The organism is Parvularcula maris, from assembly GCF_024505085.1.
Taxonomy (GTDB): Bacteria; Pseudomonadota; Alphaproteobacteria; order Caulobacterales; family Parvularculaceae; genus Parvularcula; species Parvularcula maris.
Window position 1 is genome coordinate 142,911 of the sequence record NZ_JANIBC010000002.1, and the last position, 25,251, is coordinate 168,161.

General features: G+C 65.0%; 24 protein-coding genes. 5 read left to right on the forward strand and 19 right to left on the reverse strand.

From position 1 onward, the window contains the following. Positions 1–247: 247 nt before the first annotated feature. The 4 genes from NOG11_RS04050 to NOG11_RS04065 are packed head-to-tail and all read right to left on the reverse strand — an operon-like array spanning position 248 to position 2,334. Positions 248–799: a hypothetical protein gene (locus tag NOG11_RS04050; protein WP_256618398.1), complete on the reverse strand. Its 552-nt coding sequence runs from the start codon at positions 797–799 to the stop codon at positions 248–250. A 56-nt stretch (positions 800–855) separates the two neighbouring features. Then, positions 856–1,668, reverse strand: a complete 813-nt coding sequence (tatC, locus tag NOG11_RS04055) for a twin-arginine translocase subunit TatC (RefSeq protein WP_256618399.1) — start codon at positions 1,666–1,668, stop codon at positions 856–858. Further along, positions 1,661–2,089 carry a Sec-independent protein translocase protein TatB gene (gene tatB, locus NOG11_RS04060; RefSeq protein WP_256618401.1) on the reverse strand — a complete coding sequence of 143 codons (429 nt, stop codon included), beginning with the start codon at positions 2,087–2,089 and terminating at the stop codon, positions 1,661–1,663. Before tatB ends, tatC begins: the two co-directional genes overlap by 8 nt. Then, the gene (locus NOG11_RS04065) at positions 2,086–2,334 is read right to left on the reverse strand and encodes a twin-arginine translocase TatA/TatE family subunit (protein WP_256618402.1); all 249 of its coding nucleotides are present in this window, start codon (positions 2,332–2,334) and stop codon (positions 2,086–2,088) included. The genes tatB and NOG11_RS04065 overlap by 4 nt, the downstream gene beginning before the upstream one ends. Positions 2,335–2,609: 275 nt before the next feature. Between NOG11_RS04065 and NOG11_RS04070 the strand changes: the two genes are divergently transcribed. Next, the gene (locus tag NOG11_RS04070; RefSeq protein ID WP_256618403.1) at positions 2,610–3,524 is read left to right on the forward strand and encodes a PAS domain-containing protein; all 915 of its coding nucleotides are present in this window, start codon (positions 2,610–2,612) and stop codon (positions 3,522–3,524) included. A gap of 215 nt (positions 3,525–3,739) precedes the next feature. Here NOG11_RS04070 and NOG11_RS04075 read toward each other — a convergent pair whose 3' ends face one another. The 5 genes from NOG11_RS04075 to NOG11_RS04095 form a co-directional block, all read right to left on the reverse strand. Further along, positions 3,740–4,993, reverse strand: coding sequence for a hypothetical protein (locus NOG11_RS04075; protein ID WP_256618405.1), 1,254 nt, complete (start codon positions 4,991–4,993; stop codon positions 3,740–3,742). Positions 4,994–5,244: 251 nt separating this feature from the next. Further along, positions 5,245–5,919, reverse strand: a complete 675-nt coding sequence (scpB, locus tag NOG11_RS04080) for an SMC-Scp complex subunit ScpB (RefSeq protein WP_256618406.1) — start codon at positions 5,917–5,919, stop codon at positions 5,245–5,247. After that, positions 5,916–6,689 carry a segregation and condensation protein A gene (locus NOG11_RS04085; protein WP_256618407.1) on the reverse strand — a complete coding sequence of 258 codons (774 nt, stop codon included), beginning with the start codon at positions 6,687–6,689 and terminating at the stop codon, positions 5,916–5,918. Before NOG11_RS04085 ends, scpB begins: the two co-directional genes overlap by 4 nt. A 58-nt stretch (positions 6,690–6,747) precedes the next feature. Beyond that, the gene (locus tag NOG11_RS04090; RefSeq protein WP_256618408.1) at positions 6,748–7,566 is read right to left on the reverse strand and encodes an SPOR domain-containing protein; all 819 of its coding nucleotides are present in this window, start codon (positions 7,564–7,566) and stop codon (positions 6,748–6,750) included. A 256-nt stretch (positions 7,567–7,822) separates the two neighbouring features. Continuing rightward, the gene (locus NOG11_RS04095) at positions 7,823–9,016 is read right to left on the reverse strand and encodes a deoxyguanosinetriphosphate triphosphohydrolase (protein ID WP_256618409.1); all 1,194 of its coding nucleotides are present in this window, start codon (positions 9,014–9,016) and stop codon (positions 7,823–7,825) included. A gap of 227 nt (positions 9,017–9,243) precedes the next feature. On the opposite strand from NOG11_RS04095, the gene NOG11_RS04100 reads away from it, so the two are divergent. Continuing rightward, positions 9,244–11,346: a PhoX family protein gene (locus NOG11_RS04100; RefSeq protein WP_256618410.1), complete on the forward strand. Its 2,103-nt coding sequence runs from the start codon at positions 9,244–9,246 to the stop codon at positions 11,344–11,346. Positions 11,347–11,413: 67 nt separating this feature from the next. Here NOG11_RS04100 and NOG11_RS04105 read toward each other — a convergent pair whose 3' ends face one another. From NOG11_RS04105 to NOG11_RS04150, 9 genes are all read right to left on the reverse strand, one after another. Beyond that, positions 11,414–11,812 carry a response regulator gene (locus tag NOG11_RS04105; protein WP_256618411.1) on the reverse strand — a complete coding sequence of 133 codons (399 nt, stop codon included), beginning with the start codon at positions 11,810–11,812 and terminating at the stop codon, positions 11,414–11,416. 102 nt (positions 11,813–11,914) lie between these two features. Then, positions 11,915–12,763, reverse strand: a complete 849-nt coding sequence (locus NOG11_RS04110) for a CheR family methyltransferase (protein WP_256618412.1) — start codon at positions 12,761–12,763, stop codon at positions 11,915–11,917. A 23-nt stretch (positions 12,764–12,786) separates the two neighbouring features. Further along, complete coding sequence (locus NOG11_RS04115) at positions 12,787–13,254, reverse strand: chemotaxis protein CheW (protein WP_256618413.1); 468 nt, start codon at positions 13,252–13,254, stop codon at positions 12,787–12,789. Positions 13,255–13,265: 11 nt separating this feature from the next. Further along, positions 13,266–15,572 (reverse strand): chemotaxis protein CheA, encoded by a 2,307-nt coding sequence (locus NOG11_RS04120; RefSeq protein ID WP_256618414.1) that lies wholly within the window; start codon positions 15,570–15,572, stop codon positions 13,266–13,268. 20 nt (positions 15,573–15,592) lie between these two features. Beyond that, positions 15,593–15,958, reverse strand: a complete 366-nt coding sequence (locus tag NOG11_RS04125) for a response regulator (RefSeq protein WP_256618415.1) — start codon at positions 15,956–15,958, stop codon at positions 15,593–15,595. Position 15,959: 1 nt separating this feature from the next. After that, a complete protein-coding gene (locus tag NOG11_RS04130; protein ID WP_256618416.1) occupies positions 15,960–16,259 on the reverse strand; it encodes an STAS domain-containing protein in 300 nt (99 codons plus the stop codon). Between the two features lie 108 nt (positions 16,260–16,367). Continuing rightward, positions 16,368–16,850, reverse strand: a complete 483-nt coding sequence (locus tag NOG11_RS04135) for a chemotaxis protein CheD (RefSeq protein ID WP_256618417.1) — start codon at positions 16,848–16,850, stop codon at positions 16,368–16,370. Then, positions 16,847–17,890: a chemotaxis-specific protein-glutamate methyltransferase CheB gene (gene cheB / locus NOG11_RS04140; RefSeq protein WP_256618418.1), complete on the reverse strand. Its 1,044-nt coding sequence runs from the start codon at positions 17,888–17,890 to the stop codon at positions 16,847–16,849. Before cheB ends, NOG11_RS04135 begins: the two co-directional genes overlap by 4 nt. 126 nt (positions 17,891–18,016) lie before the next feature. Further along, entirely contained in the window at positions 18,017–21,820 is a 3,804-nt protein-coding gene (locus NOG11_RS04150; RefSeq protein WP_370468223.1) for a methyl-accepting chemotaxis protein, read from the reverse strand. Positions 21,821–21,957: 137 nt separating this feature from the next. On the opposite strand from NOG11_RS04150, the gene NOG11_RS04155 reads away from it, so the two are divergent. The 3 genes from NOG11_RS04155 (at position 21,958) to xth (ending at position 23,771) form a co-directional block, all read left to right on the forward strand. Then, complete coding sequence (locus NOG11_RS04155) at positions 21,958–22,302, forward strand: HesB/IscA family protein (RefSeq protein ID WP_256618419.1); 345 nt, start codon at positions 21,958–21,960, stop codon at positions 22,300–22,302. 254 nt (positions 22,303–22,556) lie between these two features. Further along, positions 22,557–22,970, forward strand: a complete 414-nt coding sequence (locus NOG11_RS04160; RefSeq protein WP_256618420.1) for an MAPEG family protein — start codon at positions 22,557–22,559, stop codon at positions 22,968–22,970. Positions 22,971–22,976: 6 nt separating this feature from the next. Further along, complete coding sequence (gene xth / locus NOG11_RS04165; RefSeq protein ID WP_256618421.1) at positions 22,977–23,771, forward strand: exodeoxyribonuclease III; 795 nt, start codon at positions 22,977–22,979, stop codon at positions 23,769–23,771. Between the two features lie 229 nt (positions 23,772–24,000). Here xth and NOG11_RS04170 read toward each other — a convergent pair whose 3' ends face one another. After that, positions 24,001–25,185 (reverse strand): dipeptidase, encoded by a 1,185-nt coding sequence (locus tag NOG11_RS04170; RefSeq protein ID WP_256618422.1) that lies wholly within the window; start codon positions 25,183–25,185, stop codon positions 24,001–24,003. Between the last annotated feature and the right edge of the window lie 66 nt (positions 25,186–25,251).

Consider the following 25,251-nt stretch of genomic DNA (forward strand, 5'->3'; position numbering starts at 1 on the left):
CGCTCCCTACGTCGCTCCCCCCTCCTCGTGGTCGGTTTGCCGTAGGCAAAAACATTCGGTCCGGGGAACCGAATGTAGACGGAGAAGGCCACGGCATTGGCGAGGGGGAGCTGCCGGTAGGCTGAGGGGGAGGAAGGTACTAACACGCAAGTCTCCGCCTGTTTGCGAGCGATACAAACGCCTTTTATCTTACGGTGCTAACGCCGCAGGCCGAATGCCAGCAAAAACCAAGCTGCCTAACTTCTATCTACTCGCCCCCCAAGCACTGCCCCACCCGTTCGGGACGGCCGAGCTGGTTCATCCCGGTCCGCCAGCAGCGGTCGTAGACCGAGCAGTAGCAGGCGGAGATCTCCACCGCCTCTCGTAGGGTCTGGACAGTCGTGAAAGCCGCCTCCTGCGCGCCTTCCGCATTGGGATCCCAGCTCACCTCGTAGAGGAGAAACGTGTCGCCGCCGCCCAGCACCTGACCCTGGATCGGTGCGGTCCAGAACTCCGCCTTCCCGGCCGTGTCCTCGACGTTGAACTTGAGGTCCTCCGCCGTCCGCACTTCTTCGCCGTTCCAGGCGATTCGGCCCCGGTCGATGAAGGCAGGGCCGATGCCGACGTTCGACACCTCGATTCGGAAGCTTCGGACTTCGTCGTCGTTCCTGAACGGTGTCTCGATTTTGACGATAGGCAGGACGGAGGCCGCCTGCTGTCGCCGCACGCTCCGCGCCTCGTCCCACGCCACGAAGAGCGAGGCCACGGCCACGACGATCGCGCTGATCGAGCCGATGGTCTCGAAGTTCAGCTTTCTCACCGCTTCACCACCTCAAGCTCCTGCCGCGCTCACCGCGGTCGTTCGGACAAAACGGGCTATGCCGCCTTCTTCCGCTGGGTCCACCGCACACCCCAGATCGCGATCTCGTAGAGGAGGAGGATCGTGCCCCCCAGTGCGATCTGGCTCATCGGATCCGGCGGCGTGAGGAAGGCAGCCACGAGGAAGATGAGCACGATGGCGTAGCGGCGGTTCTTCACCAGGAACTTGTCGTCGATTAGCCCCGCCTGGCCGAGTAGCATCAGCACCACGGGAAGCTGGAAGGCGAAGCCGAAGCCGATCATCAGCGAGACGGCGAGGTTGAGATAGTCGCCCACCTTGACGAAGAGGTTGTAGCTCGCCTGCGCACCCTCCTCCGCCCGGTTCTCGATGCCGAGGGCGAAGTCGAGCACCAGGGGCAGGATCATCTGATGGACCAGCGCGATGCCCAGGATGAACAGTACCGGCATGGCGAAGAGGAAGGGCAGAATCGCCCGCCGCTCGGACTTGTAGAGGCCCGGCGCCACGAAAGCGTAGAGCTGATAGGCGGTGATCGGAAAACTGATCATCAGCGCCGCGAAGAAGCTGAGCTTCACCTGCGCGAAGAAGAGCTCCAGCGGGAAGTAGTTGAGGACCGCGTCCTCCTGCCCGGCCTGCTCCAACGCGGTGACGTAGGGCAGCGTCAGAAGGTTGTAGAGCGGTGCGCTGACCAGAAAGCAGAGCACGAAGGTCACAGCCAGGACGCCGACCACGATCAGCAGCCGGTTGCGCAGCTCGGTCAGGTGCTCGATCAGCGGCGCGCGGCTGTCCTCGATGACGCTCGCGCCGTCATCGTCGTCGATGAGGTCGGGCGGCAGGGTGTCCTCAGCCATGGGAGGACGCCTTCTCTTCCCCGTCCTCGGCGGACGCTTCAGGGTCGGTCAGATCGTCCTCATCATCATCGTGCAAATGATCGAGCTCGTCTTCGTCCGTATGAGGCGCAGCCTGCGAAGGGGCCGCAGGCACGGTGGCGCTGCGCACATCGTCTTCGAGGTCGCGCATGGCGGACTTGATCTGCTCCGTGGGCGAGGCCTTCTTCAGGTTCTCGATCTCCTGCCGCATCTCCTCCATCTCGGCCTCGCGGGCCATCTGGCTGAGACCGGCGCGGAACTCGTCGGCCAGGCGGCGGGCCTTCCCCACCATCTGACCGGCGCCGTAGAGAAACTTCGGCAGATCCTTCGGCCCCACCACGAGGAGCACGAGAACCGCGAGAACCAGAAGCTCCGGCAGCCCTAGCTGCGGAACGAGGCTCATTTGGTCTTCGCCTGCTCCGTCTTCGGCTCGACGATCTCAGGTTCGACGGCGCCCTCCTTCTTCGCTTCCAGCGAGGCGCGGCTGGCCTCGGTGGAGGCCTCCTTGTCCTCGTCAGCCATGCCGGAGCGGAAGGATTTGAGGCCCTTGGCCAGGTCTTCCATCATGTTGGAAAAACGCCCCCGCCCGCCAAACAGGAGAAGAACGAGAACAAGAACGAGCGCGATCTGAAGCCAGCCGGGAACCATGGGTCAGTCTCCTACCCTAACGGACGTAACAGCGCCTTACCTGACGCTACCCGCCCGATAGTTCAAGCACAGGAGTATGAAGATACCCGCGCAGTCCTTGATGCAATGCTGAACAGCCGTTCGATGGAACTTGTGACTGCGCCGTGACGTCCCCCTGTCTCACCAAAGCGTAAAGGTAGCGGCCTCGCGCAGGCTGCCCTTGCCGCTGCGACCGGCGCAGGCTCCTGGCTGCGCCTTGCTGTCCACCGACGGCTCGCCCGAGGAAGGACAGGACGATGGAAGAACATTTCGGATTCGGCGAGGGCGGTCCCACCGCGGAGACGGCCCAGCACCTGATCGCTCACATGCCGCTCTCTATGGTGATCGCCGATCCCAACCGCCCGGACTGCCCGATCGTCTACGTCAACCGGGCCTTCACCGAAGTGACCGGCTACAGCCCGACCTTCGCGGTCGGCAGGAACTGCCGCTTTCTGCAGGGTGAGAACCGCGACCAGAAGGCCAGGGAGACACTCCGCCGCGCCATCGAGAACCGGCGGTCCTGCGCCGTCGACATCGTCAACTACCGGGCCGACGGGCGGAAGTTCTACAACCGGCTGATGATCGGACCGGTGCACGATCCGAGGGGCGAGGTCTTCGCCTTCATCGGCGTTCAGACCGAGCTCTCCGACCAGCAACAGATATCCAACGTCACCGCCGAGGAGGCGAATGCCATCCTGCAGGAGACCCAGCACCGGGTGAAGAACCATCTGAGCATGGTCGCGGCGATGATCCGCTTTCAGGAGCAGGACGACGACCCCGTCGAGACCTATGACATCCTGGCCCGGCAGGTCGAATCGCTCAGCCTTCTCTACGACGAGTTCTCCGCCCACGAGGTCGACAAGAAGGGCAGCTACGACGTCGTCTCGGCGGGCGCCTATATCAGCCCTGTCGCGGCCACGGTCGGTGCCCTGGACGGACGCAAATCGGTCCGCCTCAACGTCGATACGGAGGCTGTCTACATGAGGACCAACGACGCCGCCGCCCTCGGCCTGTTGACGTCGGAAATCCTCTCCAACGTCCTCCAGCACGCCTTCGAGGACCGCCCGGAGGGTCTGGTGGATGTGCGGCTGAAGTCGCTGACCAACGGACTTCTGCGTCTCGTCGTCACCGATGACGGCGTCGGCCTGCGGGACAAAGAATGGCCGGCCTAGGGAAATCTCGGCGCCAAGATCGTCCGCTCTCTGGTCTCCAAGCTCGGCGCCGATCTGAACGTGAACACCGGCGCCGGCGGTACCTCGATCACCGTAGACGTGCCCTACACGCTGGCCACCGGGTCGACGCCCAAGGCGAGCGTCAGATCGTGGAAAGCGACCACAACACCGAAGCGAAGGTTCCCGAGGGACCTCCGCGCAGCTAGGCAGCTATCTTACCGATGGCGGTCGCTGCCGAATATGATCGGTGCTGACCCGGCGTCACCCGTGATGTCGTAGGCTTCGCCCTGCCAGGGGGTCAGGCCGGGCGAGCCTCGATAGGCCAGAAGATAGTCCATGGCATCCGCGCCGCTCCCCGCCGCTTCCCAACGGAACACATAGGTCAGGTAGCCCGACGTCCCGGTCAGGCGCCGCCCCTCCTGATAGGGCGAGCCCACAAGGCCGATCGGGTAGAGAGCGGCCCTCTCCTCTCCCAGCGTCGCCATGATCTCCCCCGCCCCGCGCACCCGCTGAGCGTAAGGGTTCTCCACCTCCATAGGCAGCCAGACATAGGCCTGCCCTTCCGGACCTTGTAGCTGGCTCGGCAGCGCGGAGGCGGGCATCATGTTGAAGCACTGGCCGAAGCAGAGGGTGGAGATCGTCAATACCTCACCGGCATAGGGCTCGGCATCGTCCTGCAGCCACATGGACAGCGGCGTCACACCGTTGATGGGCGTCTCCGAGCCGTGGAACAGGCCCCAGAGCCCCGCGAACCTCGCCTCCTCGAAGCCGGGCATGGCCGCGAGCGCCCGCATGTTGGCCTTCATCACGGCGTATCGGCCCGCGTCTTCCGCGTGCGTCAGGTCCATCAGTGAACGGTTGATCGCATCGGCCGAGCGGAACGAGCCCAGATCGGCGGCGGGGCCATCTCCCCTGTTGGGCATCGGCAGCGCATCTTCGTCCGGCCGCGCTTTGTCGATACCGATCAGGCGGAAGGATCTGTCTTCGGGCCAAGCCTGCTGCATCGCGCGGAAGCGCTCGAACTTCTCAAAGAACTCGCGGTTGCCCCACTGGGCCTCCATCGCCGCGAAACGGTCGAAGACGGCGCGCAGATAGGTGTCATCGCCCGTATCGAGGTAATGGTTGGCGGCGATCGCCTCACGCGGCGTCATCTCCGCCAGGTACCAGCGCGCAGGACCTCGCTCCTGAAGATGCTGCATCAGCCCGGCATCGAAGCGCTGCGGCAGCGCGTAGCCGTGCATCTCGCTCAGGATGATGTAGCGGGCTTCGTAGTCATTCTCGGCCAAAACCAGACCCAGATCGGCAGCATCCGGATCGAGAACGGTCTCATGCGCTTCGAGATAGGCCCTGAACGGACCCGACGTCGCCTTCTCCGTCGCCACATCGTACCAAGGCAGGGCGGCGATCAGAACGACGACCAAAAGAACGAAAGCCGCCAAGCCCCCGACGATCCGAACAACCCACCGCATGTCTATCCACCCCACCTGAACTCCGCGCAATGTAGAGTGCGCGTGAGGGGAACGCTAGTGGCGCAACCGCTCCCATTCCACTTGTACCCGCCGTTATCCCGGCCGTAGCGAAGCGGAGAGCCGGGACCCATGGACCATAGGTAGTCTCGCGTTCACCGGTCAGTCTTGTAACGAGGCGGCAAGTTCATGGGTCCCGGATAGCTCTGCGAGCTTCCGGGATGACACGGAGAGGCCGGGACCATCCTACGGCTTCACGCCGCTTCGCCGTCCTCTTCCAGCTCGTCGCCCTCTTCACCGCTGGGCCTCGGCACGTCGAAGCCGGGCGGTAGCGTCCCTTCGAGGAGGCCTTGGGCCTTGAGGTCCTGGAGGCCCGGTAGGTCGCCCACCGTATCGAGGTCGAAGTGCTCGAGAAAGGCGGGCGTCGTGCCGTAGAGGAGCGGCCTTCCCGGTGCGTCCCGGCGGCCGCGCATCTTCACCCAGCCAAGCTGCATGAGCTGGTCGAGGGAGCCCTTGGAGACGGCGACGCCCCTCACCTCCTCGATGTCGGCGCGACTGCAGGGCTGGTGGTAGGCGATGATGGCAAGGGTCTCGAGTGCGGGCCGCGAGAGCTTTCGCGTGGTCTCCTGATGGGTGACCAGCACCTGGGCGCAGTCCTCGGCGGTGACGAACTGCCACCGGCCCGAGACCTGGCGCAGGTGAATGCCCCGGTCCTGATAGTGGCCCTGCAGCTCCTGCAGCAGCGGCGCCACGGGTCCTCCGGGCACACGGTCGGCGATGACGGTCTCGCTGAGCGGCTCGGGCGAGGCGAAAAGGAGCGCCTCGATGCGGCGGAGGCGCTGAGCCTCGGCGATGCCTTGGGCTTCGGGCTCGAGCGCCAGCTCGGCCTCCTCGAAGGCTTGCTCGTCTTCGGCGTGGAGCTCGCTCACGACGCGGCCCTGACCATGACCGGGGCGAAGGCCTCGTCCTGGCGGACCTCGCACTGGCCGTCGCGGGCCGCCTCCAGGGCGGCGGTGAAGGTCGAGGCCACCACCGAGCCCTCCGGAGCACGGAAGGGGTTGGGCATGGCGATCCGGCCGATCTCCTGCCACTCCTCGCTCGCGCTGAGAATCTCGCGCAGCTTCTCGCGGGCCTCTTCGATGCGCAGGAGCGGGATGGGGTCGGCGCGCTTCTCCGGCGGGGCTGCGCGCAGGCGCTGCACCGAGTAGGCCTGGAGGAGGTCGTAGAGCTCGGCCGCCGTGTGGGTGGTGCGGCGCACCTCGGTGCCGCGCACGCCGCGAGGGAAGACGTCACGGCCCAGAAGCCTGCGCCCGGTCAGCGCCCTTGCCGCCTTGCGCATGGCGTCGAGGCGCCGCAGGCGGTGGGCCAGAAGCTCGGCGATCTCCTCACCGGAGAGTTCCTCGTCGTCGTCCTGCTTGGGCAGCAGAAGCCGGGTCTTCAGATAGGTCAGCCAGCTCGCCATGACGAGGTAGTCGGCGGCGAGCTGCAGATTGCGCGAGCGCGCCTCTTCGACAAAGCGGATATACTGCTCGGCGAGGGCCAGGACGGAGATCTCGCGCAGGTCCACCTTCTGGCGGTGGGCGAGGTCGAGGAGCGCGTCGAGCGGCCCCTCATAGCCTTCGAGACGGAGGATCAGGGTCTCGGTGGGATCGGAGGCCCCCGCCTCCTCCTCGAACTCTGGTACCTGATCGTCGAACAAAGCTGCCCCCAGTGTGACGGTTCCGCTCAGTTAGAACGAGTCGCGCCGCGAACGCACGTTAAACTCCGCGAACCAGGCAGTCCTGCCCCTTGGCCTTGAGGCTCCGGCAGTAGGCGTCGGCGTCGGACTTCGATGTGAAGGGGCCGATGCGCAGGCGGTGATAGGTCCGGCCCTTCACTTCGGCCACTTGGATGTCCGGGCTCTTGCCGGAGAGAAGCCCGCCCATGCGGCTGCCGAGGCTGTCGAAGTAGTCGAGGGCCGCCTTGTTGCTGTCGAAGGCGCCGACCTGGACCACATGGGTCGCAGCGGCCGCGGCCGCCGGTGCGGGGCGCTGCTGGACCGGCTGGACGGCGGGGCGCTGCTCGACGGTGCGGACGACAGGGTCCTGGCGGACCGGCGTCTGGGCTGCGGCGACGGCGGGCTTCTGCCGCGGCGGCTCGGAGGCTTGCCGCTGCTGGGTGGTCTCGGACGTGGAGGCGGTCGAGGCCCGCTCGGCCACGGTCTCCTGCCGCACCGGCTCACGGCGAGCGGCCGTCGGCGCGCCCGAGTAGCCGTTAAGGGCGTCGCGCGAGGGGTTCTCTTCGGTCACCGTGCGGGTAGTAGAGTTGCCGGCGAGAAGGTCCTGGACTTCCTGGCGGGTGCCGTCGCGGTTGGCCGTCAAAGGAACGTCCTCTGCGATCGGGGTCGGGTCGGCGACCACGGCAGGCAGCGTCTCGGAGGCGGCGATCCCCGTCGCCATGCCCTGGCGGTAGGCGTAGTAGACCACCAGAGCGAACACCATCAGGAGCGTGGCGAGAATGGCCAGGATGGTGAAGCCGGACAGGCCGTCCTCTTCATCGTCGAAAATGCTACCGGGCTGGGCTACGGTGCTGGACATCGCTTGGGTCCTCGAAAATTGGTTTGTTAAGCGTTTGGCCCATCAAAGGTAAACGCCGCATTAACCATCGAGGCAAGGTTGGGGAGAAAATCTTGGTGCCTCCCTCTCCCCCGCGGGGAGAGGGACCGAGGGTGAGGGGCCTTCGAAGTGCAGAAGCTCACGCGAAGCAAAGCACCGAACGGCTTCGCCGAGGCCCCCACCCGAAATCAAATAGATTTCGACCTCTCCCGCGGGCGGGAGAGGTGAGCTTCCCGAACTACAAAAAACTCCGCGACAGGTCGAACAGACGCTTGTGCTCGTGGATGGCGTAGCGGTCGGTCATGCCGGCGATGTAGTCGCAGACGACGCGAAGGCGCTTCTCCCGCCCCTCCCCTTCCAGCCGTTCGAACCAGGCGGGGGGCAGGATCTCCGGCTCCTCCGCATAAAGATCGAAGAGATCTCTTACGATGCGCTTGGCCTGGGAGCGGACCTGGTTGACCTTGTGGTGGCGGTACATGCGGGTGAAGAGGAAGCGGCGGAGCTCGGTCATCTCCTCGGTCATGGCGTCGGAGAAAGCCGCCGTCGGCTGCTTCGCATGACGGATATCGTCAGCGTGCTGCGGGTTCAGCTCTTCGAGGCGGCGGGAGGTCTCTTCGAGCACATCCGCCACCATGCGGCCGATCAGGGCGCTGATGGCTTCGGCGATCTGCACCTCCTTCGGCTCGCCCGGCCAGTCCTGACGCGCCTGCCGCAGAGCCGGACCGAGCAGCGGCACCTCCATCGCCTCGTCGAAGCTGAAGAGCCCGGCGCGAAGCCCGTCATCGCTGTCATGGTTGTTGTAGGCGATGTCGTCGGCTAGCGCCGCGAGCTGCGCCTCGAGGCTGGGGAAGGTATGAAGCCAGAGGTCCTGGCGCTCCGCATACTCACGAATGGCAACGGGCACCTCTTCCTCCTTGCCGCGGAGGCTGCCTGTGAGGGGACCGTTATGCTTGACCACACCCTCCAGGGTCTCCCAGGTGAGGTTGAGGCCGAGATAGGCCCCGTGCTGACGTTCGAGCTTGGTCAGAAGGCGGAGGGTCTGGGCGTTGTGGTCGAACCCCCCTGCCCCCTCCATGCAGGCCTTCAGCACGTCCTCGCCGGTATGGCCGAAGGGCGGGTGGCCGAGGTCATGGCTGAGGGCCACCACTTCGGCCAAATCCTCGTCGAGCTTCAGGGTGCGCGACATGGCGCGGGCGATCTGGCTGACTTCGAGGCTGTGGGTCAGGCGGGTTCGGTAGTGGTCCCCCTCGTGGAAGACGAAGACCTGCGTCTTGTGCTTGAGGCGCCGGAAGGCCACCGTGTGCAGCACCCGGTCGCGGTCGCGCTGAAACGGTGTCCGCCCCTTGCTGTCGGTCTCCGGGTAGAGCCTGCCTCGGGTCTCGTGCGCACGGGCGGCGAAGGGGGCGAGAGGCGCGGGAAAAGCGAGCGGCATGAAAGCCTCCGGCAGAGAAACGAGACACGGCTGCGCCGATTCCAGGTCGAGCGTCGAGTCGCTTCTTGCGAAGCATTCGCAAATGAACGTGATGTTCTACCCCGTCATGTTTCAGTCAATACAAATACACAGTCACGCTGTACACGTACCTTTCGTATCTCTGCAATAAAACCGACACGTTCCGCGCTTACGCCTCGCCTATGCTACACGCTTAGGGAGTATGGCAGGTGAGAGCTTCATCCAGCACCGAACCGAACAATCTCGACAACAGTGCGATGCACGACGACAAGGAGAACGTCGGCAGCAACCGCTCAGGCAACAGACCGTTTGCGGACATTCTCGCCCGGACCCCGTCGCGCAGGCACATGCTGCAGGGATCGCTGGCCACGGCGGCGGCCGGTTTCCTCGTCCCCAACGTCATCGGCAAGGCCGAGGCCCAGGGGTTCGGCCGCAACCAGGACCTCATCGACTTCAAGACCGTCAGCCTGGCAGAGGCACAGACCGACCTCGCCAGCCCCAGCATCTCCGACGACTACGAGTACCAGGTGCTGATCCCCTGGGGCACGCCGATCGAGCCCGGCATCGTGCGGGAGTTCGACGGCGATCCGAACAACCGTCCGACCTCGGCCGAAGCGCCGCTTCAGGTGGGTATCGGCCATGACGGCATGTGGTACTTCCCCCTGGACGATCAGGGCCGCGGCAGGGGCAGCAGCTTCCGCCGCAACCTCTTCTCCTCGAACGAGGGGATGCTGTGCGTGAACCACGAGTTCGGTCAGACCTCGACGGTGCTGGGCAAGGTGGTGCCGGAGAGCCTCGACGATGTCCGCATCATGCAGGCCGTGCACGGCGTGTCGGTGGTCAAGATCGAGCGCGCCGGCAACGGAAGGTGGGACGTCGCGGCCAGCAAGAACGCTCGCCGCATCACCGTGAACACCCCTGTCGCCTTCAGCGGCCCGGTCGCAGGCTCGGAGCAGCTCGACAACGAGAACGGCAATATCCCCCTCGGCACGGTGAACAATTGCGGCTCCGGCCCAACCCCTTGGGGCACCTATCTGACCTGCGAGGAGAACTTCAACGGCTATTTCGGCGTACAGGGATCGATCAACGGTTCGGATACCGTGCCCCAGCCCGAAACCTTCAGCTTCCGCGATGCGCTCTCCGTTCAGGGGCTCGACCGCTACGGTTTCGACAATGACGGCTTCAACTACTACTGGCACGAGTTCGACGGACGCTTCGACCTCTCCGATGAGGAGTACGCGAACGAGCACAAGCGCTTCGGCTGGATCGTCGAGATCGACCCGATGAACGCCCGCCAGGTGCCGACCAAGCGCACTGCCATGGGCCGCTTCAAGCACGAGGCCGTCGCCATCGGCACCTCGCGCCGTGGCCGCGCCGTGCCCTTCGGTACGGACGGCCAGGTGGTCGCCTATATGGGCGACGACGAGCGCTTCGACTACTGCTACCGCTTCGTCTCGGACGAGACCTCCTGGCAGCGGGCCATCGCCCAGGGCCGCAACCCGCTGGACTTCGGAAAGCTGTTCGTCGCCAAGTTCTTCGAACCGGCCGAGGGCTCCTTGGAGGGGCGCGGCGAGTGGCTCGAGATCACCCGCAACGACCCCCTTCTCGCCGCTGCGTTCAAGGACGATGCGGAGATGCTGGTCTTCACCAGGATCGCAGCGGACATCCTCGGCGCGACGCCCATGGACAGGCCCGAATGGACCACGATCGGCGCCCGGAACGGCTGGCCCGACGGATCGGTCTACTGGACGCTGACCAACAACTCCCGGCGAGACGGCGGCACCGGCTTCCGCCCCGGCGTCTCGCCTAGCGGTGGTCAATCCTTCAATCTCGGTGCCGAAGGTCCCAACACGGAGGTCGACAACCCTGACGGCTACATCCTCAAGACCACGGATGATGGCCGCGGCTATACGGGCAAGGGCTTCTCGTGGGAGGTCTTCATCCTCGCCTCCTCCACGAGGGACACGGAGAACGTCTTCACCGACCCCGATGCGGCCTATGCCGACCCCTTCGGACGCCTCTTCATCGGCACGGATGGCGGCCAGCCCAACGGCATCAACAACCAGCTCGTCGTCTTCGACACCACCAAACCGGATGCGGAGCCGCAACGCCTCTTCACCGGCGTGGACGGTGACGAGATCACCGGCTGGGCGACCACGCCGGACTACCGCACCGCCTTCACCAACTCCCAGCACCCCGGCAATGGCGACCCCTCGGTCACCAACTTCCCGGCCCCGCGGGACAACTTCACCATCCCGCGCGACTGCACGGTGGTGATCCGCCGCAAGGACGGAGGTGTGGTGGGTTCGTAAGAACCGCCTACTGACAAAAGAAATGGACCCCTGCGGCTTACCCGCAGGAGGTTCTTCGTTTAGAAGGCTAGGCCGACTTGCTCAGCGGGCCGAACACGTCCTGGATCGCCTTGATGAGCTGCGCAGGCTCGAAGGGTTTGAGCAGGTAGTTGTTCATCTTCAGCGCGACCCCCTCTTCGAGGATCGTCCGCGTGGCCTTACCCGTGATAAGAATGAAGCCGACCTTCTGCGTCTTCGGGTTCTGGCGCAGGGCGTAGAGGAGGTCGATACCGGACATCTTCGGCATGTTGTAGTCCGAGATGACCAGATGCGCCGGGTCCTCGCGCATCATCTGCAGCGCCTCTTTACCATCCTCGGCGTAGCGAATGTTGGCGATCCCCACCGACGCGAGGGTCTGGGTGATCAAGCCGCGGCTGATCGACATGTCATCGACCACCAGAACCTTCAAGACCTTGACCAGCGACATGGCGCTCTGCTCCCTGCATGACCGGTTCGCCCGGTCTTGTTGTTTCTAGCACGGGAGCGTTAACGCCCCCCTTCCGTGTGCGGCATTCTGCCTTAACGCGGGCTACCGCCTGCGATAGGTCGTGAGGCCCGCAGGCTCGAACATCTCGCGCGCCGGGCCTGCAATGCGCTCCGAATGGCCGATCATCAGATGCCCGCCCGGCTTGATCGCGGAAGCGAAGCGCTGCCAGAGGACCGCCTTGGTAGCCTCGTCGAAATAGATCACGACGTTGCGGCAGAAGACGGCGTCGAACTGTCCCGACATGGGCCAGTGCTGCATCAGGTTCAGCGTCTTGAAGGTGGTCATGGAGCGCAGCGTGTCGCGCACCACATAGCGGTCCGCATTCGGGCCCCAGCCGGTCTCGAAATACTTGCTGAGAAGTCCGCTTTCGACCGGACGGACGATGTGCTTCTCATAGGCGCCGCGTTTGGCGTGGTCGACCACGTCGCTGTCGATATCGGTCGCTAGGATGTGCACGTCGCGCTGGGCCAGCTCCGGTGCGTGGCGCAGCAGGGCGAGCGCGACCGAGTAGGGCTCCTCCCCCGTCGAGCATCCCGCCGACCAGATGCGGTAGGACCTGCCCGAACTCGTCGCCTGTACCGCTTCGGGGCCTAGCACATTCGTGACCGTATCGAGATGGTGGGGCTCACGGAAGAAGTGGGTGAGGTTGGTGGTCAGCGCGTTGACGAGCTGCCGCCGCTCGGACTTCGCACCCGACCCCTGCACGTAGAGCACGTACTCGTAGAACGATTTGAGCCCCAGCGCCCTCAGGCGCTTGGTCAGCCGCGAGTAGACGAGGCTCATCTTCGTCGAGGGCAGGAAGATGCCCGCCTCGTCGTAGAGGATACCCTTGATCTGCTTGAAGTCCGTATCGGTGTACGGAAACTCCTGCTGACGTGCTTCTGCTGTCACGTTCTTCTCCTGGACTGCCGCGTTCAAGCGACCTGGGCCATCTGCTGGGGCAGGATCTGCTTGAGGTCCACGAAGCGGATCATCTGCTCCTCGCGGGCCACGACGTTCTTGATGAAGGTACGGGCCTGGTCCGAACCGATATTCGGCGTGGGCTGAAGATCGTCCGAGCCGATGGACATGATGTCCGAGACCGCGTCCACCAGAAGCCCGAAGAGCTGCCCCTCCACCTGCGCGACGATGATGACGTTGCGCTCGGAGGGCTCGGTGAGCTCGAAGCCCAGCCGCGCGCCGAGGTCGATGATGGGCAGCACCGCGCCGCGGAGGTTGATCACCCCGCGCACATAGGAGGGCGCGTGGGGAAGCCTAGTGGCGGGCGTCCAGCCCCTGATCTCCCGCACGGACATGATGTCCACGCAGTACTCGTCATTGTGCACCTTGAAGGCGATGACCTCGGTCATGAACTGGGTGTGTTCGGTCACAGGTTCGGCCATGATGGGTTCTCCTATGCGGCGCCGGCGAGGGGCGAGGGTGCGGCGACCATGCCCGCATCGGCCGTCAGATCGTTGACGTCGAGGATGAGGGCGATCTGCCCATCCCCCAGGATGGTGGCGGCGGCGACGCCCTGAATGCGTCCGTAGTTGTCCTGCAGGCCCTTGATGACGACCTGGCGCTGATCGACGATATCGTCCACCGCGAAGGCGAACTCCTGACCGTGATCGTTCTCGACCAGGAGCATGACCTTGCCGACGAAGCTCTCCAAAGGCTCGCGGTAGCCGAGCGCGGCGCCCACATCGAGGACGGGCACGAAGCTGCCGCGCACGAAGATGACCTGCTCGCCGCCGATGTTCTGGATGTCCTCCGCTTCGGGACGAAGGCTCTCCGCCACCGACGAGAGAGGCAGGACGCTGGTTTGGCCGGCCACGTTGATCAGCATGCCGTCGAGAACCGCGAGGGTCAGCGGCAGCGAGATGGTGAAGGTGGTCCCCTCCCCCGGCGCCGAGACCATGGAGATGCGGCCGCCGAGCGCGTTGATCTCGCGCTTGACCACATCCATGCCAACGCCGCGGCCAGAGACCTGGCTGATCGTGGCGGCCGTCGAGAAGCCCGGCGCGAAGAGGAGCTGGTCGATCTCGGCATCGGCAAGCTGCGCGTCCTCGGCGATGATACCCTTCTCGATGGCTTTCTTGCGCACGGCCTCGCGGTTCACCCCGCCGCCATCGTCCTTGACCGTCAGGACCACGCGGCCGGACTGGTGCTCGGCGGAGAGCTTGATCGTGCCCTCGGGCGGCTTGCCTGCGGCGGTGCGCTTCTCCGTGTCCTCCACGCCGTGGTCGACGGCGTTGCGGATCATGTGCGTCAGCGGCTCGGCCAGTCGCTCAATGACGGTCTTGTCGACCTCGGTCTGCTCGCCTTCGGTCACGAGGCGGACTTTCTTGCCGCAGACCTGCGCGGCCGACCGGGCGATCTGACCCATGCGCATGAACATGGAGCGCACGGGCTCGGCGCGGATGGCCATGACGCTCTCCTGCAGCTCACGTGTCAGCGCACGGAACTCGTCGAGGCCGGAGAGGAGATCACGGTTGTCCGTGGAGAGATGATGGCTCTCGACGGCGGAGGTCAGCATGGACTGGCTGATGACCAGCTCGGAGACCAGGTTGATGAGGCGGTCGACACGGGCAAGCTCGACCCGGACCACCGGCTTGGGCTGAACCGCCTGACGCGCAGGCGCAGGAGCCGCAGGCTTAGCCGGTTCGGGCTCGGCGGGTTTGACCTCGAGCTCAGGCTCAGGCGCTTCCGCCGCCACGACTTCCGGCTCGGACTCCGCTGCCGCTTCGGCTTCGAAGTCGATGAAGCCGCCCGCCTCCTCTGAAGCTCCGGGCTCGTCATCCGGTTCGGAGGGAAGCGCGATGGTGACTTCCGCCATCTCGATCTCGGGGGCGGAGGGCGCTTCGGCAGCCTCTACGACACCCACTTTCGCCTCGATCTCGCAGTCCTCGTCCACGAACTCGAAGATCTCTTCGACCACGCCGGGCCTGACCGTGACGTCTAGGGCCAGCGACCAGCTCAGATAGGCCGCCTCCGGATCGAGCTCGGCGAAGCCAGGGACGCCCGAGACATCCGCCTCGACCGTCACCGGCTCTTCGGAAAGCTCTGTCACCTCACGGATGAAGGGGGCGGCGTCGTTGCCGCGTTCGAAGAAGCTGCTCTTCGGTTTGAAGCGGACGAGAAGCTGCGGCTCGCCCTCCTCCTCGCCTTCTTCATCCGGGGCAGCTTCGAACTGCGCCAGGATGTCGAGCGGGTCGGCGGCCGTCTCTTCGGGCTCTCCCCCTAGCGCCGGTAGCTCGAGCTCCGGCAGCTCGATCTCGGCAGCACCGCCAACGGCGACCGGCTTGAAGATTTCCGAAGGGTCGAACGCTTCTTCTTCGGGGCAGACCTCCTCGAAGGCCTTAGCGACGGCTTCGATCTCGGCAGCGTCCGCCTCCAACCCGCCGTTCTCCGCACCGATCAGGACCGTGAGAAGATCCTTGCCGCGCAGGAAAAGCTGGCAGAGGTCGGGGTCCAGCTTCAGCTCGCCCGAACGCACATGGTCCAGCGCCGTCTCGAAGACGTGGGCGCTGTCGGTGATGGCCGACATGCCGAAGGCACCGGCCCCGCCCTTGATCGAGTGGACCGCGCGGAAGGCGGAGTTGACGAGCTCCTCGTCCTCCACCCCCTGTTCGAGGGCGAGAAGATCCGTCTCCAGCTTTTCGAGCAGCTCGTCGCATTCGAGGAAGAAGGTCTCCCTCAGCTCTGCCATCGGATCGGACACGGCCCCGCCCCTTCTTCAGCCTACGCCGCGAGGCGCTTGACGGCGGAGATCAGGCGCTCGTCGTGGAAGGGCTTGGCCATCCACCCGCTTGCGCCCAGGGCACGAGCCTTGTTCTTGAGTTCGGGCGCGGTCTCCGAAGAGATCACCAGGATCGGCGTCATCTTGTAGCGCGCATCGGCCCGCACGCCCTTGATGAAGCCGAGGCCGTCCATGATCGGCATGTTCATGTCCGTGGTGATCATGTCCGGCTGCACCTCAGCGAGACGCTTGAGGCCGTGCTGGCCGTCCTCGGCCAGGTGCACCTCGTAGCCTGCGCCCTTCAGCACGTGCTCGATCATCGTACGGACAGTCAGGCTGTCCTCTACCGCCAAGATCTTCAGGGTCACCCTATGCCCTCCCGGTTGCCGGCACGCCCAGAAGCTCCAGGTCGATGCCGAGTGTCTTCGCGCTCTCACAAAAGGCAGACGACGGATCGACCACCTCGAAATCAACGGACCGGGAGCCCCAGTCCTTCACTGCGGCGATGAGGATCTGCATGACCAGCACGCCGATCTGCTCCACCTTGGAAGCGTCGAGCACCACCGTGTCGGAGGCGTGCTGCTTCAGCTTGCCGTAGAGCTCCGGCGCCGCCCGAGAGGCGAGCTTCGGCTCCAAGGTAATCTCGCAGTAACCGCCCTCTTGGCTCACCGTCTGTTATCCTTCATACTTCACACGCTGCGCCCACTTGCCCTTGCGCACGCCGTTTTCCCTGATAGCAAAGCGCGGTTACTTTGCTTTTAATGAGGCCCCGCTGCCTCAGGAGGCGATGGTGGTGATCTCGCAGACCCCGGTGGAGGGGCTGAAGCGCACGCGCCTGGCCGATCCGCCACCGACATCCTTGCGGATGATCGGCACCCGTTTCTCGCGTAGCCAGGCCAAAGCGTAGGCTGTGTTCTCCGTACCGATCGGTTTCATGTTGTTGAGAACGTCCGAGCCTCCCGCAACGATGGCCTGAAGGCGCGAAAAGCTGCAGCCCACCTGGCAGAGGCTCTCGGCCAGGAGCGGCACGGCGACGTCGCCGTAGCGTGTGTCGTCGCTCGGCGTCTCCGGCGCTTCGGCCAGCAGGAAGTGCGTGATGCCGCCCTTCAGCGACTGCTGATCGAACAGGCACACGGCGATGCAGCTTCCCAGAAGGGTCGAGTAGACCACGGCCGGATCGCCGGACCAGGCGATGCCGCCGACGCCGATCAGGGTGGGCGGTGCGCCGCGGGAGCGCTGATGATCCGTTGCGAACCTCATGAGGCGTTCTTCAGTCTGCTCTGGCGGCAAGGGTCGAGAACCGCGTCCGCGATCTTCCCGAGGGCGATCGGGCGCTCCACCGCGCCGAGCTCCAGCGCCATGCGCGGCATGCCGTAGACGACGCTGGTAGCCTCGTCTTGGGCTACCGTGGAGCCGCCCGACTTCTTGATGGCAAGAAGCCCCTCCGCGCCGTCCCGCCCCATCCCCGTGAGAAGAGCCGCCACCGCCGAAGAGCCGAAGGCATCAGCCGCCGAATGAAAAAGAACGTCAACGGAGGGTCTGAAGCCGTTAACCGGCGGGCGGTCCTCCACCATGGCGATGTCGGGGCTCTTCCGGCTCACCCTGAGGTGAGCATCGCCGGGTGCGATCAGGATACGGCCCGGTTCGATCTTGGCCCCCGAATAGGCCACCAGGACCCGCGCGGAGCAGACCGAGCTCAGACGCTGAGCGAAGAGCTTCACGAACTTCTCCGGCATGTGCTGGACGACCAGCGTGGGCGGGCAGTTCTTCGGGAACTGACGAAGCACGCTGACGAGGGCGTCCACACCGCCTGTGGATGCTCCGAGGAAGATCCGCTTCTTCGGTCTGAAGAGCGGCTCCTGCTGGCAGGACTGGCCGCCGAACTCGTCCGTGCTCGCGGCTGCGTCCTTAATCTTCTGAGGCAGCGCTTCGAACAGCGCGAGACCCGATGCGCCGGCCGGTTTGAAGAGGCAGTGAGCGGCGCCGAGCCCCAAGGCCTGCTGCTCGATCGCCTCCGCGTTCTCGGTCTTGGAGGTGACCACCACCACGGGAAGCGGCCTCAATCGCATGACCTTCTCCAGGAAGGTCAGCCCGTCCATCCCCGGCATCTCGATGTCCAGGGTGGCTACATCCGGGTTCAGCGTCTTGATAGCCTCCCGCGCGCCATAGGCATCACCCGCATAGCCCACCACCTCGATGTCGTCGTGCTTCGAGAGAGCATGGGCCATCAGGGCACGCATGGTCGCACTGTCGTCAATGATCAGGACCCGAACGGGCCTCGCTACACCACCACCAGCCATCAGAGCCGTCCCCGCTTGCCCTCTCTACATGCCGGCCACTCACACCGGCACCGAGTTCTTCTTGTTCTACGGGTGCAGCGGGCCACTCTACCAACGTACACCAATTGTCAGTATGGACGGGAAGCCTTAAAACTCTTCCCAGTTGTCATCGAGGTTTTCGAACTTTTCCGCCGCTCCGCCAACGCCTGCGAAGAAGGCTTGGGCCGCTTCGCGCTGCTGGATGACCGGAGGCTGAGCAGGCACGGAGGCCGTGGACGGCTCCTCGCCATCGCCGTTGGTCTGCGGGGTGACAGCCACCTTGATCTCGGCACCGGTATCGAAATGGGTGACCCGTTCGATGAGCGCCGCCGAGGACTGCGCCAGACGGTGGCTTGCCGCCGTGGATTGCTCCACCATGGCCGCGTTCTCCTGGGTCACCTCGTCCATGCGGTTCATGGCCTGGTTCACCTCGAGGAGGCTGGTGGACTGCTCCTTCGCGGACTCGGCGATGTTGGCGACCAGGGCGGTCACGCTCTCCACACGGGTGACGATAGCGCTTAGCGCCTCGCCCGCTCGCCCGACCAGGTCCACGCCTCTCTCCACCTGCTCGGAGGATGTCGAGATGAGCTGCTTGATCTCCTTGGCCGCGTCGGAGGAGCGCTGGGCCAGCGCCCTGACCTCCTGGGCGACCACGGCGAAGCCCCTGCCCGCGTCTCCGGCGCGAGCGGCCTCGACGCCTGCGTTCAGTGCAAGGAGGTTCGTCTGGAAGGCGATGTCGTCGATGACCGTGATGATCTGGCTGATGTGGGAGGACGACTTCTCGATCTCGCCCATGGCAGCCACGGCGCTGGAGACCACCTCGCCGGAAACTTGCGCTTCCTCGCGAGTGTCCGACGCCACACGGCTCGCTTCGGCAGCGCCCTCCGCCGTGGTGCGCACCGTGCTGGTGATCTGGTCGAGGGCTGCAGCCGTCTCCTCCAGGGTCGCCGCCTGGTTCTCGGTCCTTTTGGAGAGATCGTCCGCGCCCTTGCTGATGTCGCCCGAGCCGTGCTGGATCGTCTCCGCCGTGACGACGATCGCCTCCATCACCTCCCGTAGGCGGGCGATGGCCTGGTTGAAGTCCGTGCGAAGCTGCTCGTACTGGCGCGGGAAGGTGTCGTCGATCTCCTGGTTGAGGACGCCGTTGGAGAGACCTTCGAGGGCGCTGGCGAGACGGGTGACTACCTCCTCCTGCTCCTGGGAGGTGCGGATACGGAGCTCCTCACCGGCCCGCAGCTTGCTGACCGCATCGTTGAAGTCGTAGCGGATCTGGCGGTAGTCCTCCGGGAACAGATCGTTCAGCTCCACGGAGAGGTCACCTTCGGAAAGCGATTTGAGACCGCGGGCCAGGTGGGTGACGACCTGCTCGTTCTCCTTGGTGACGCGTGCCTGCTCCAACTCGGCTTGGCGGTGGGTCGCGACCCGTTCGGTGACATCGGTCGCTACCTTGACCACCTTGTAGACCTCGCCCGCACTGTTCCTGATGGGAACATAGCTGGCCTGCAGGAAGACCCGCTCGCCGCTTTTCGTGCGGCGTTCGATCTCGCCGATCTGGTGTTCCCCGCGGGCCAGCTCCGTCCAGAAACCGGCATAGGCGGCGCTTTGCGCTTCCTCTCCGCCGACGAAGATGCGGTGGTACTCGCCCACGACCTCCTCGAGACGGTAGCCCATGCGGTCGAGAAACACGGCGTTCGCCGTCGTTACCATGCCTTCGGGGGTGAACTCGATGATGGCCTGCCGTTTGTCGAGTGCGTCCACCAGGCTCGTGGCCGCACTCGCTTCGGTGACGTCGTTCCACTCCATCGTGTAGCCGACATGCTCGCCGCGGCGGTCGTGAACCATGCCCATCCGCAGGTCGAACTCCAGCCCGCCCACGGCGAGGCTGATGCGAAGCGGCAGGTTCGCCGGATCGTTCAAACGGTCGAAGAAGGCGCTTTCGATGGCTTCGAACTTGCGGACCGAAAGGCCAACCAGGCGCTCGGCGTCAAACTCGGACCAGTGAGGTCCAAAACTCTCGGCGTTCTGCATGAACAGCTCGGTCGCCGCGGGGTTGATGTGTTGGATCACGAGGTCACGGGACAGAAGTGTGATCGGCGCCGAACCCTGCTCGAACGTGGCGCTTTTACAAGCGGCTTCCTCGGCTAGCACTTCGGCCTCGGTGATGTCGGCCGCGAACTTCACCACCCTGACGGGTCTGCCCGAGGCGTCGAGGACCGGGTTGTAGGTAGCTTGAATATGGACGGCCTTGCCGCCCTTGCCGACCCGCTGATACCGGCCGCTATCGAACTCGCCGCGGCCAAGCTTCGCCCAGAACGCTCGGTAGGCGTCGCTCGAGCGCTCTTCTTCGGTGACGAAGATCGAGTGGTGGCGGCCTACGACCTCCGCGCGCGTATAGCCGAGGCTGTCGAGGAACAGATCGTTCGCATCGAGAATGTTGCCCTCGAGGTCGAACTCGACCATTGCCTGGCTGCGATCCAGCGCAGCCAACAGCGCCTTCCGGCGCAAATCCTCATCGGTCTGATCGGTCACGTCCGCCGCCGTCTGGACGATCTTGACGACCTCGCCATCGGCACCCAGGACGGGCATGTAGGTTGCGTGCAGCCAGACCACCTCGCCGTCCTTGGCGAAACGCCTGAAGGTCCCGCTCTGCGGGGTGCCGCTGCGAAGTTTCGCCCAGAACTCCGTATAGGAAGAGGTCGCCGCCTCGCCGCGGCCCGCAAGCAGCGAGTGCGGCTTGCCGACGACTTCCTCGCGGGCATAGCCGAACCAGCCGAGTATGATGTCGTTCGCACTCAGAACGGTTCCGTCCGGGGAGAACTCGATCAGCCCTTGGTTCCTGTCCACCGCTTCGAGGAGGCGCTCGCGAGCCGCCTCTTCGGTCACTTCGCGCCACTCGGCGACGTTGCCGCCATGCGATCCGTCGGCGGACCAGACACCGCTCACCGTCAGCTCGACGGCCCGGTCACCAGAGGTAACGGAGATGCTCAGCGGCAGCTTCGCGCGGTCGGCGAAGGCGCGGCGCTGCTCGGCCATGTCCCTGCCGAAGAGGTGCATCTCCTCACCGGCGCCGCGTGCCGCCACGGCGGGCCAGCGCGAAGCCAGCTCCCGGTGCTCCTTCGTCATCACCCGCATGGCGCGGTTGGCAGCCACCATCCGTCCTTCCGGGTCGAGGACCAGCGTCGCAGTCGGCGCGTTCTGGAAGCGGGCCTCGGCCTTCGAGGCTGCCGCTTCAGCGTTCTTCAGCGTGGAGAAGTCCTGGAAACAGACCGCGATGCGGCCATCGGCGTCGGCCCCGCTCGCCTCCACCTCGACGGCGGTGCCGTCCTTGCGGAGAAGCTTGATCGTACCGGCGGCCTCCTCGCCCCCGGCCATTTCGTTCCAGAACGTGTCGGCATCGGCGCAGAACTCGTCCCAGCGGAGGGTCTTGGCCTCTTCCTCGTCATAGCCCGTAAGGGAGAGAAACCCCCTCCCCGCTTCCAGCAGCTTGCCCTCACCGGAGAAGACCGCCCGCGCCACCGCCTTGTCGGTCAGGGCCAGAACGGCGGAGGCCTCCTTGGCCTGCGCAGCGGACGCTTCGGCCAGAACGGCGGCTTCGCCTGCTCGCTCCTCGGCACCCTTCAGCACCGAACCCACGGCTTCCTTCAGCAGGGGCGCGTGAAGATGCGCCTCCGTACCCTTGGCCTTGAGCGCTGCGATATCGGCCTCGATCGCCGTGAGGGCGGCTGCGCTTCTCTTCTGCGCGAGGGCGGCACCGAAACCTGAGCCTGCCGCGAGGGCCGCAAAGGCGATGGCAGCGGCACCGGTGATGCCGGGAAGGACGGAGAGGTAGGCGAACCCGGCCGCTGCTGCGGCGAGCCCCCCTGCCAGCACCGCAAGTTTCGCCAACCGGCCGCCATCTGCTCTCTTCGTCACGTCTCGCACTCCTGCCCTGGAACCAGACGCCATGCCACAAGATGGCTAAGGTCCTCTTACGCAAGCCCGAACAACGCCGCACTTCGCCGTAAGGCCGGGGTCTTCCCTCGGAAGCCTGCGGCTCCTATCTTCACCCCATGGACGGAGAGACCCTGCCCCAACCGATCACCATGACCGACCGCGCAGCCACGCGGGTGGCCGAGATCCTGAGCGGCGAGCCCGAGGGCTCGATGTTGCGGATCGCGGTGCTCGGCGGCGGCTGCTCGGGCTTCCAGTACAGCTTCGAGATCGTCACCGAAGACGAGGAGAGCGACCTGGTCCTTGCCGACAAAGGCGCGAAAATCGTCATCGACGAGGTCAGCCAGCAATACATGCCCGGCGCGGTCATCGACTTCGCCGACGAGCTGATCGCCGCCGCCTTCAAGATCGACAACCCCCTGGCCAAGACCGGCTGCGGCTGCGGCACGTCGTTTAGTATTTGAGGCGTTGCTTCACCTCATCCAGTGAAGACCCCGCCTTCCGTCATCCCGGAAAGCCAAGGCTTATCCGGGACCCATGGACCATACGCCCCAATAAACGGGTCCGGTAGGTCCATGGGTCCCGGCTCTCCTTTCAGTCGGCCGGGATGACGGCGGCAAGATGCAAAGGCACAGAGACTCCCTCGCCAACCACAATCCCCTGGCCTCCCCCGCCCAACACCGTCTAAGCGCCACGCATCAAGGGAAGGGAGCCCCTCATGACCGCCGTTCTGCCGCCGCTCTTCATCATGGTCGCGCTTGCGATCGTCACCGTCTTCCTGCTGGCGGCGTTCCGCATCATCCCCTCGCTCTCCGACAAGGCGTTGGCCAAGGAAGCTGCCAAGGGGCGGAAGGACGTCTTCTCCCCCCGCTCGAAGCTCTTCGCCGACAACCTCCAGAACCAGTTCGAGACGCCGGTATTGTTCTACGCGGCGGTGCTGCTGGCGATCATTACCGAGCCGGTGTCCGACTGGTTCATCACCCTCGCCTGGGTCTATGCGATCGCCCGCGTGCTTCACACGATCGTCCATGTGACGGTGAACATCGTCATCGTCAGGCTGGCGCTCTTCACGGTGTCCGTCGTGGTACTGATCCTGATGTGGGTGTCGCTTCACAACAATCTGATGGGCTGAGCGCCGGTGAAGATCGCGACCTTCAACGTCAACTCGGTCAAGGCGCGCCTGCCCCGTGTCCTGCACTGGTTCGAGGAGGCGGCTCCGGACGTGGCCGTCCTGCAGGAGATCAAATGCGTGGACGAAGCATTTCCGCGCGAGGCTTTCGAGGATCTCGGCTACCATGTCGAGGTACACGGACAGAAGACCTACAATGGCGTGGCGTTCCTCTCAAAACACCCGGTAGAAGAGGTTCAACGCGGCCTGCCCGGCTTCGAGGACGAGCAGTCCCGCTATATCGAGGCGCTGGTGGTGCCGGATGAAGCCGAGCCGGTGCGCGTCGGCGGGCTCTACATGCCCAACGGCAACCCCGCGCCGGGGCCGAAATGGGACTACAAGCTCAGCTTCATCGAAGCGCTGACCCAGCACATGGAAGATCGTCTTGCCGCGGAGGAAGCGTTCCTGGTAGCCGGCGACTACAACATCATCCCTGACCCCACCGGCGTCTACGACCCGGACCGCTGGCGGGAGGACGCCCTCTTCCGCCCCGAGGCGAGAGCCGCGCTGCGCCGTATGCTGAACCTCGGCTACACCAGCGCCGTGCACGCGCTGATGGCGGAGAACTACTACACCTTTTGGGACTATCAGGGCGGGGCGTGGAAGAAGAACAACGGCCTGCAGATCGACCACCTCCTCCTGACCCCCGAAGCTGCCGACCGGCTGGAGGCGGCAGGGGTGGATACGGATGTGCGCGACCCGGAGGTGGGTCCTTCGGAGGCGAAACCCTCCGACCACGTACCGGTCTGGGTGGAGCTGTCGTAGGGCGTCAGCAGCTAGCGCCTCCCTCTCCCGTTTACGGGAGAGGGACCGAGGGTGAGGGCTTCGTAGGCGGTTTGCGGTAGCAAACGAAAGGGTCCGGAAGGCCTTTTCGAGCCGAAGAAGGCAGCGGCAGCGGCAAAGATATAAGCGTTGCCGGACGGCTTCGCCGATCCCCTCACCCGAAATCGAAGATTTCGACCTCTCCCGCAAGCGGGAGAGGTAAGGACATCTGCTACTCCCGCTCGCTCGCCACTTGCTCCACCTCTTCCCAGACCCGCATTGCATTGCCCGAGAGGATCTTCTTCACCTCTTCCTCCGAGTACCCACGACCCAGAAGCCCCTCGACCAGAACCGGAAAGCTCGCCGCATCCTTGAGGCCCGTAGGCAGGCTGTCCCCCACCCCATCATAGTCCGAGCCGATGCCCACATGGTCGATACCGGCCAGGCGCACGGCACGGTCGATATGATCGAGCACGTCCTCAAGGTCAGCATAGGGATAGGGGTTAGCCTCGTTCCAGGCCGCCACATAGCCCATGCGCCCTTCATCCGTGGCCGTCCCGCCGCCACGCTCGACGGCAGCCTCGTAAGCGGCATCGGCGGCGCTGCGCCGCTCATTGGCGTCCTTGGTCAGGAACGAAGAGCCGAAATTGATCATCACGACCCCGCCCTTCTTACCCAGCTCACGCACCATCCGGTCGGACATGTTGCGCTCAAAGCCGGGGGTGAAGTGCCTCAGCGATGAGTGGCTGGCAATCACCGGCGCACGGCTGATGCGCATCACATCGTCGAAGGCCTCGTCGGAGATGTGGCTGACATCCACCATGATGCCGAGATCGTTCATCCTGCTGACCATCATCTCGCCAAAGGGCGACAAGCCGCCCCAGCGGCGCTCCTCGTCATAGGAGCTGTCGGAGATGTGGTTCACCTTGGAATGGGTGAGCGTGATGTAGCGGATGCCCCTGTCGTAGAAGTGCTGAAGATTGCCGAGGTCCCCCTCGATCGGCGCGCCGTTCTCCATGCCCAAGGGAAGCGCGATCTTGCCCTCGCCGGTGATGCGCCGGACATCAGCCGGGGACTTGGCGATCTCGAACTTGTCCGGGTGCTGGAAGGTCAGCCCTTCGATGAGGCCGATCAGGCGGTCGGCCTGGGCCTTGGCGCCGCCGGTCTCCTGGTAGGTCGCTGCTACATAGATCGACATGAAGGGCGCGTTGAGCCCGCCCTCCATCGCGCGGGGGTAGTCGAAGTCGCCCGCCTCAGTGGCCTCGCCCACATCCTCGCCGGAGCGCGCCACCCGGTAGGGCACGTCGACATGGCCGTCGAGAATGATGGTCTCCTGCGCGATGCGCCGGGCCTGGTCCGAGGGCTCAGGCTGCAGCGCGGCAAGGGCGGCGGAGAGGAGGAGGGCCGAAAGCGTCATGAACTGGTTCCCGTGGTGTCATCTGAGCGCTCGGCCTAACAGAGGCAGCCCAAGCCTGCCACGAAG

Excerpts from the sequence above, each read along its gene's own strand:
- NOG11_RS04090 (WP_256618408.1), bottom strand. The coding sequence starts at position 7,566 with ATGTCCAGCACCGTAGCCCAGCCCGGTAGCATTTTCGACGATGAAGAG.
- NOG11_RS04170 (WP_256618422.1), bottom strand. The coding sequence starts at position 25,185 with ATGACGCTTTCGGCCCTCCTCCTCTCCGCCGCCCTTGCCGCGCTGCAG.
- tatB (WP_256618401.1), bottom strand. The coding sequence starts at position 2,089 with ATGAGCCTCGTTCCGCAGCTAGGGCTGCCGGAGCTTCTGGTTCTCGCG.
- NOG11_RS04105 (WP_256618411.1), bottom strand. The coding sequence starts at position 11,812 with ATGTCGCTGGTCAAGGTCTTGAAGGTTCTGGTGGTCGATGACATGTCG.
- NOG11_RS04070 (WP_256618403.1), top strand. The coding sequence starts at position 2,610 with ATGGAAGAACATTTCGGATTCGGCGAGGGCGGTCCCACCGCGGAGACG.
- NOG11_RS04115 (WP_256618413.1), bottom strand. The coding sequence starts at position 13,254 with ATGGCCGAACCTGTGACCGAACACACCCAGTTCATGACCGAGGTCATC.
- NOG11_RS04135 (WP_256618417.1), bottom strand. The coding sequence starts at position 16,850 with ATGAGGTTCGCAACGGATCATCAGCGCTCCCGCGGCGCACCGCCCACC.
- NOG11_RS04075 (WP_256618405.1), bottom strand. The coding sequence starts at position 4,993 with ATGCGGTGGGTTGTTCGGATCGTCGGGGGCTTGGCGGCTTTCGTTCTT.
- NOG11_RS04155 (WP_256618419.1), top strand. The coding sequence starts at position 21,958 with ATGGACGGAGAGACCCTGCCCCAACCGATCACCATGACCGACCGCGCA.
- NOG11_RS04065 (WP_256618402.1), bottom strand. The coding sequence starts at position 2,334 with ATGGTTCCCGGCTGGCTTCAGATCGCGCTCGTTCTTGTTCTCGTTCTT.
- NOG11_RS04160 (WP_256618420.1), top strand. The coding sequence starts at position 22,557 with ATGACCGCCGTTCTGCCGCCGCTCTTCATCATGGTCGCGCTTGCGATC.
- NOG11_RS04095 (WP_256618409.1), bottom strand. The coding sequence starts at position 9,016 with ATGCCGCTCGCTTTTCCCGCGCCTCTCGCCCCCTTCGCCGCCCGTGCG.
- tatC (WP_256618399.1), bottom strand. The coding sequence starts at position 1,668 with ATGGCTGAGGACACCCTGCCGCCCGACCTCATCGACGACGATGACGGC.
- cheB (WP_256618418.1), bottom strand. The coding sequence starts at position 17,890 with ATGGCTGGTGGTGGTGTAGCGAGGCCCGTTCGGGTCCTGATCATTGAC.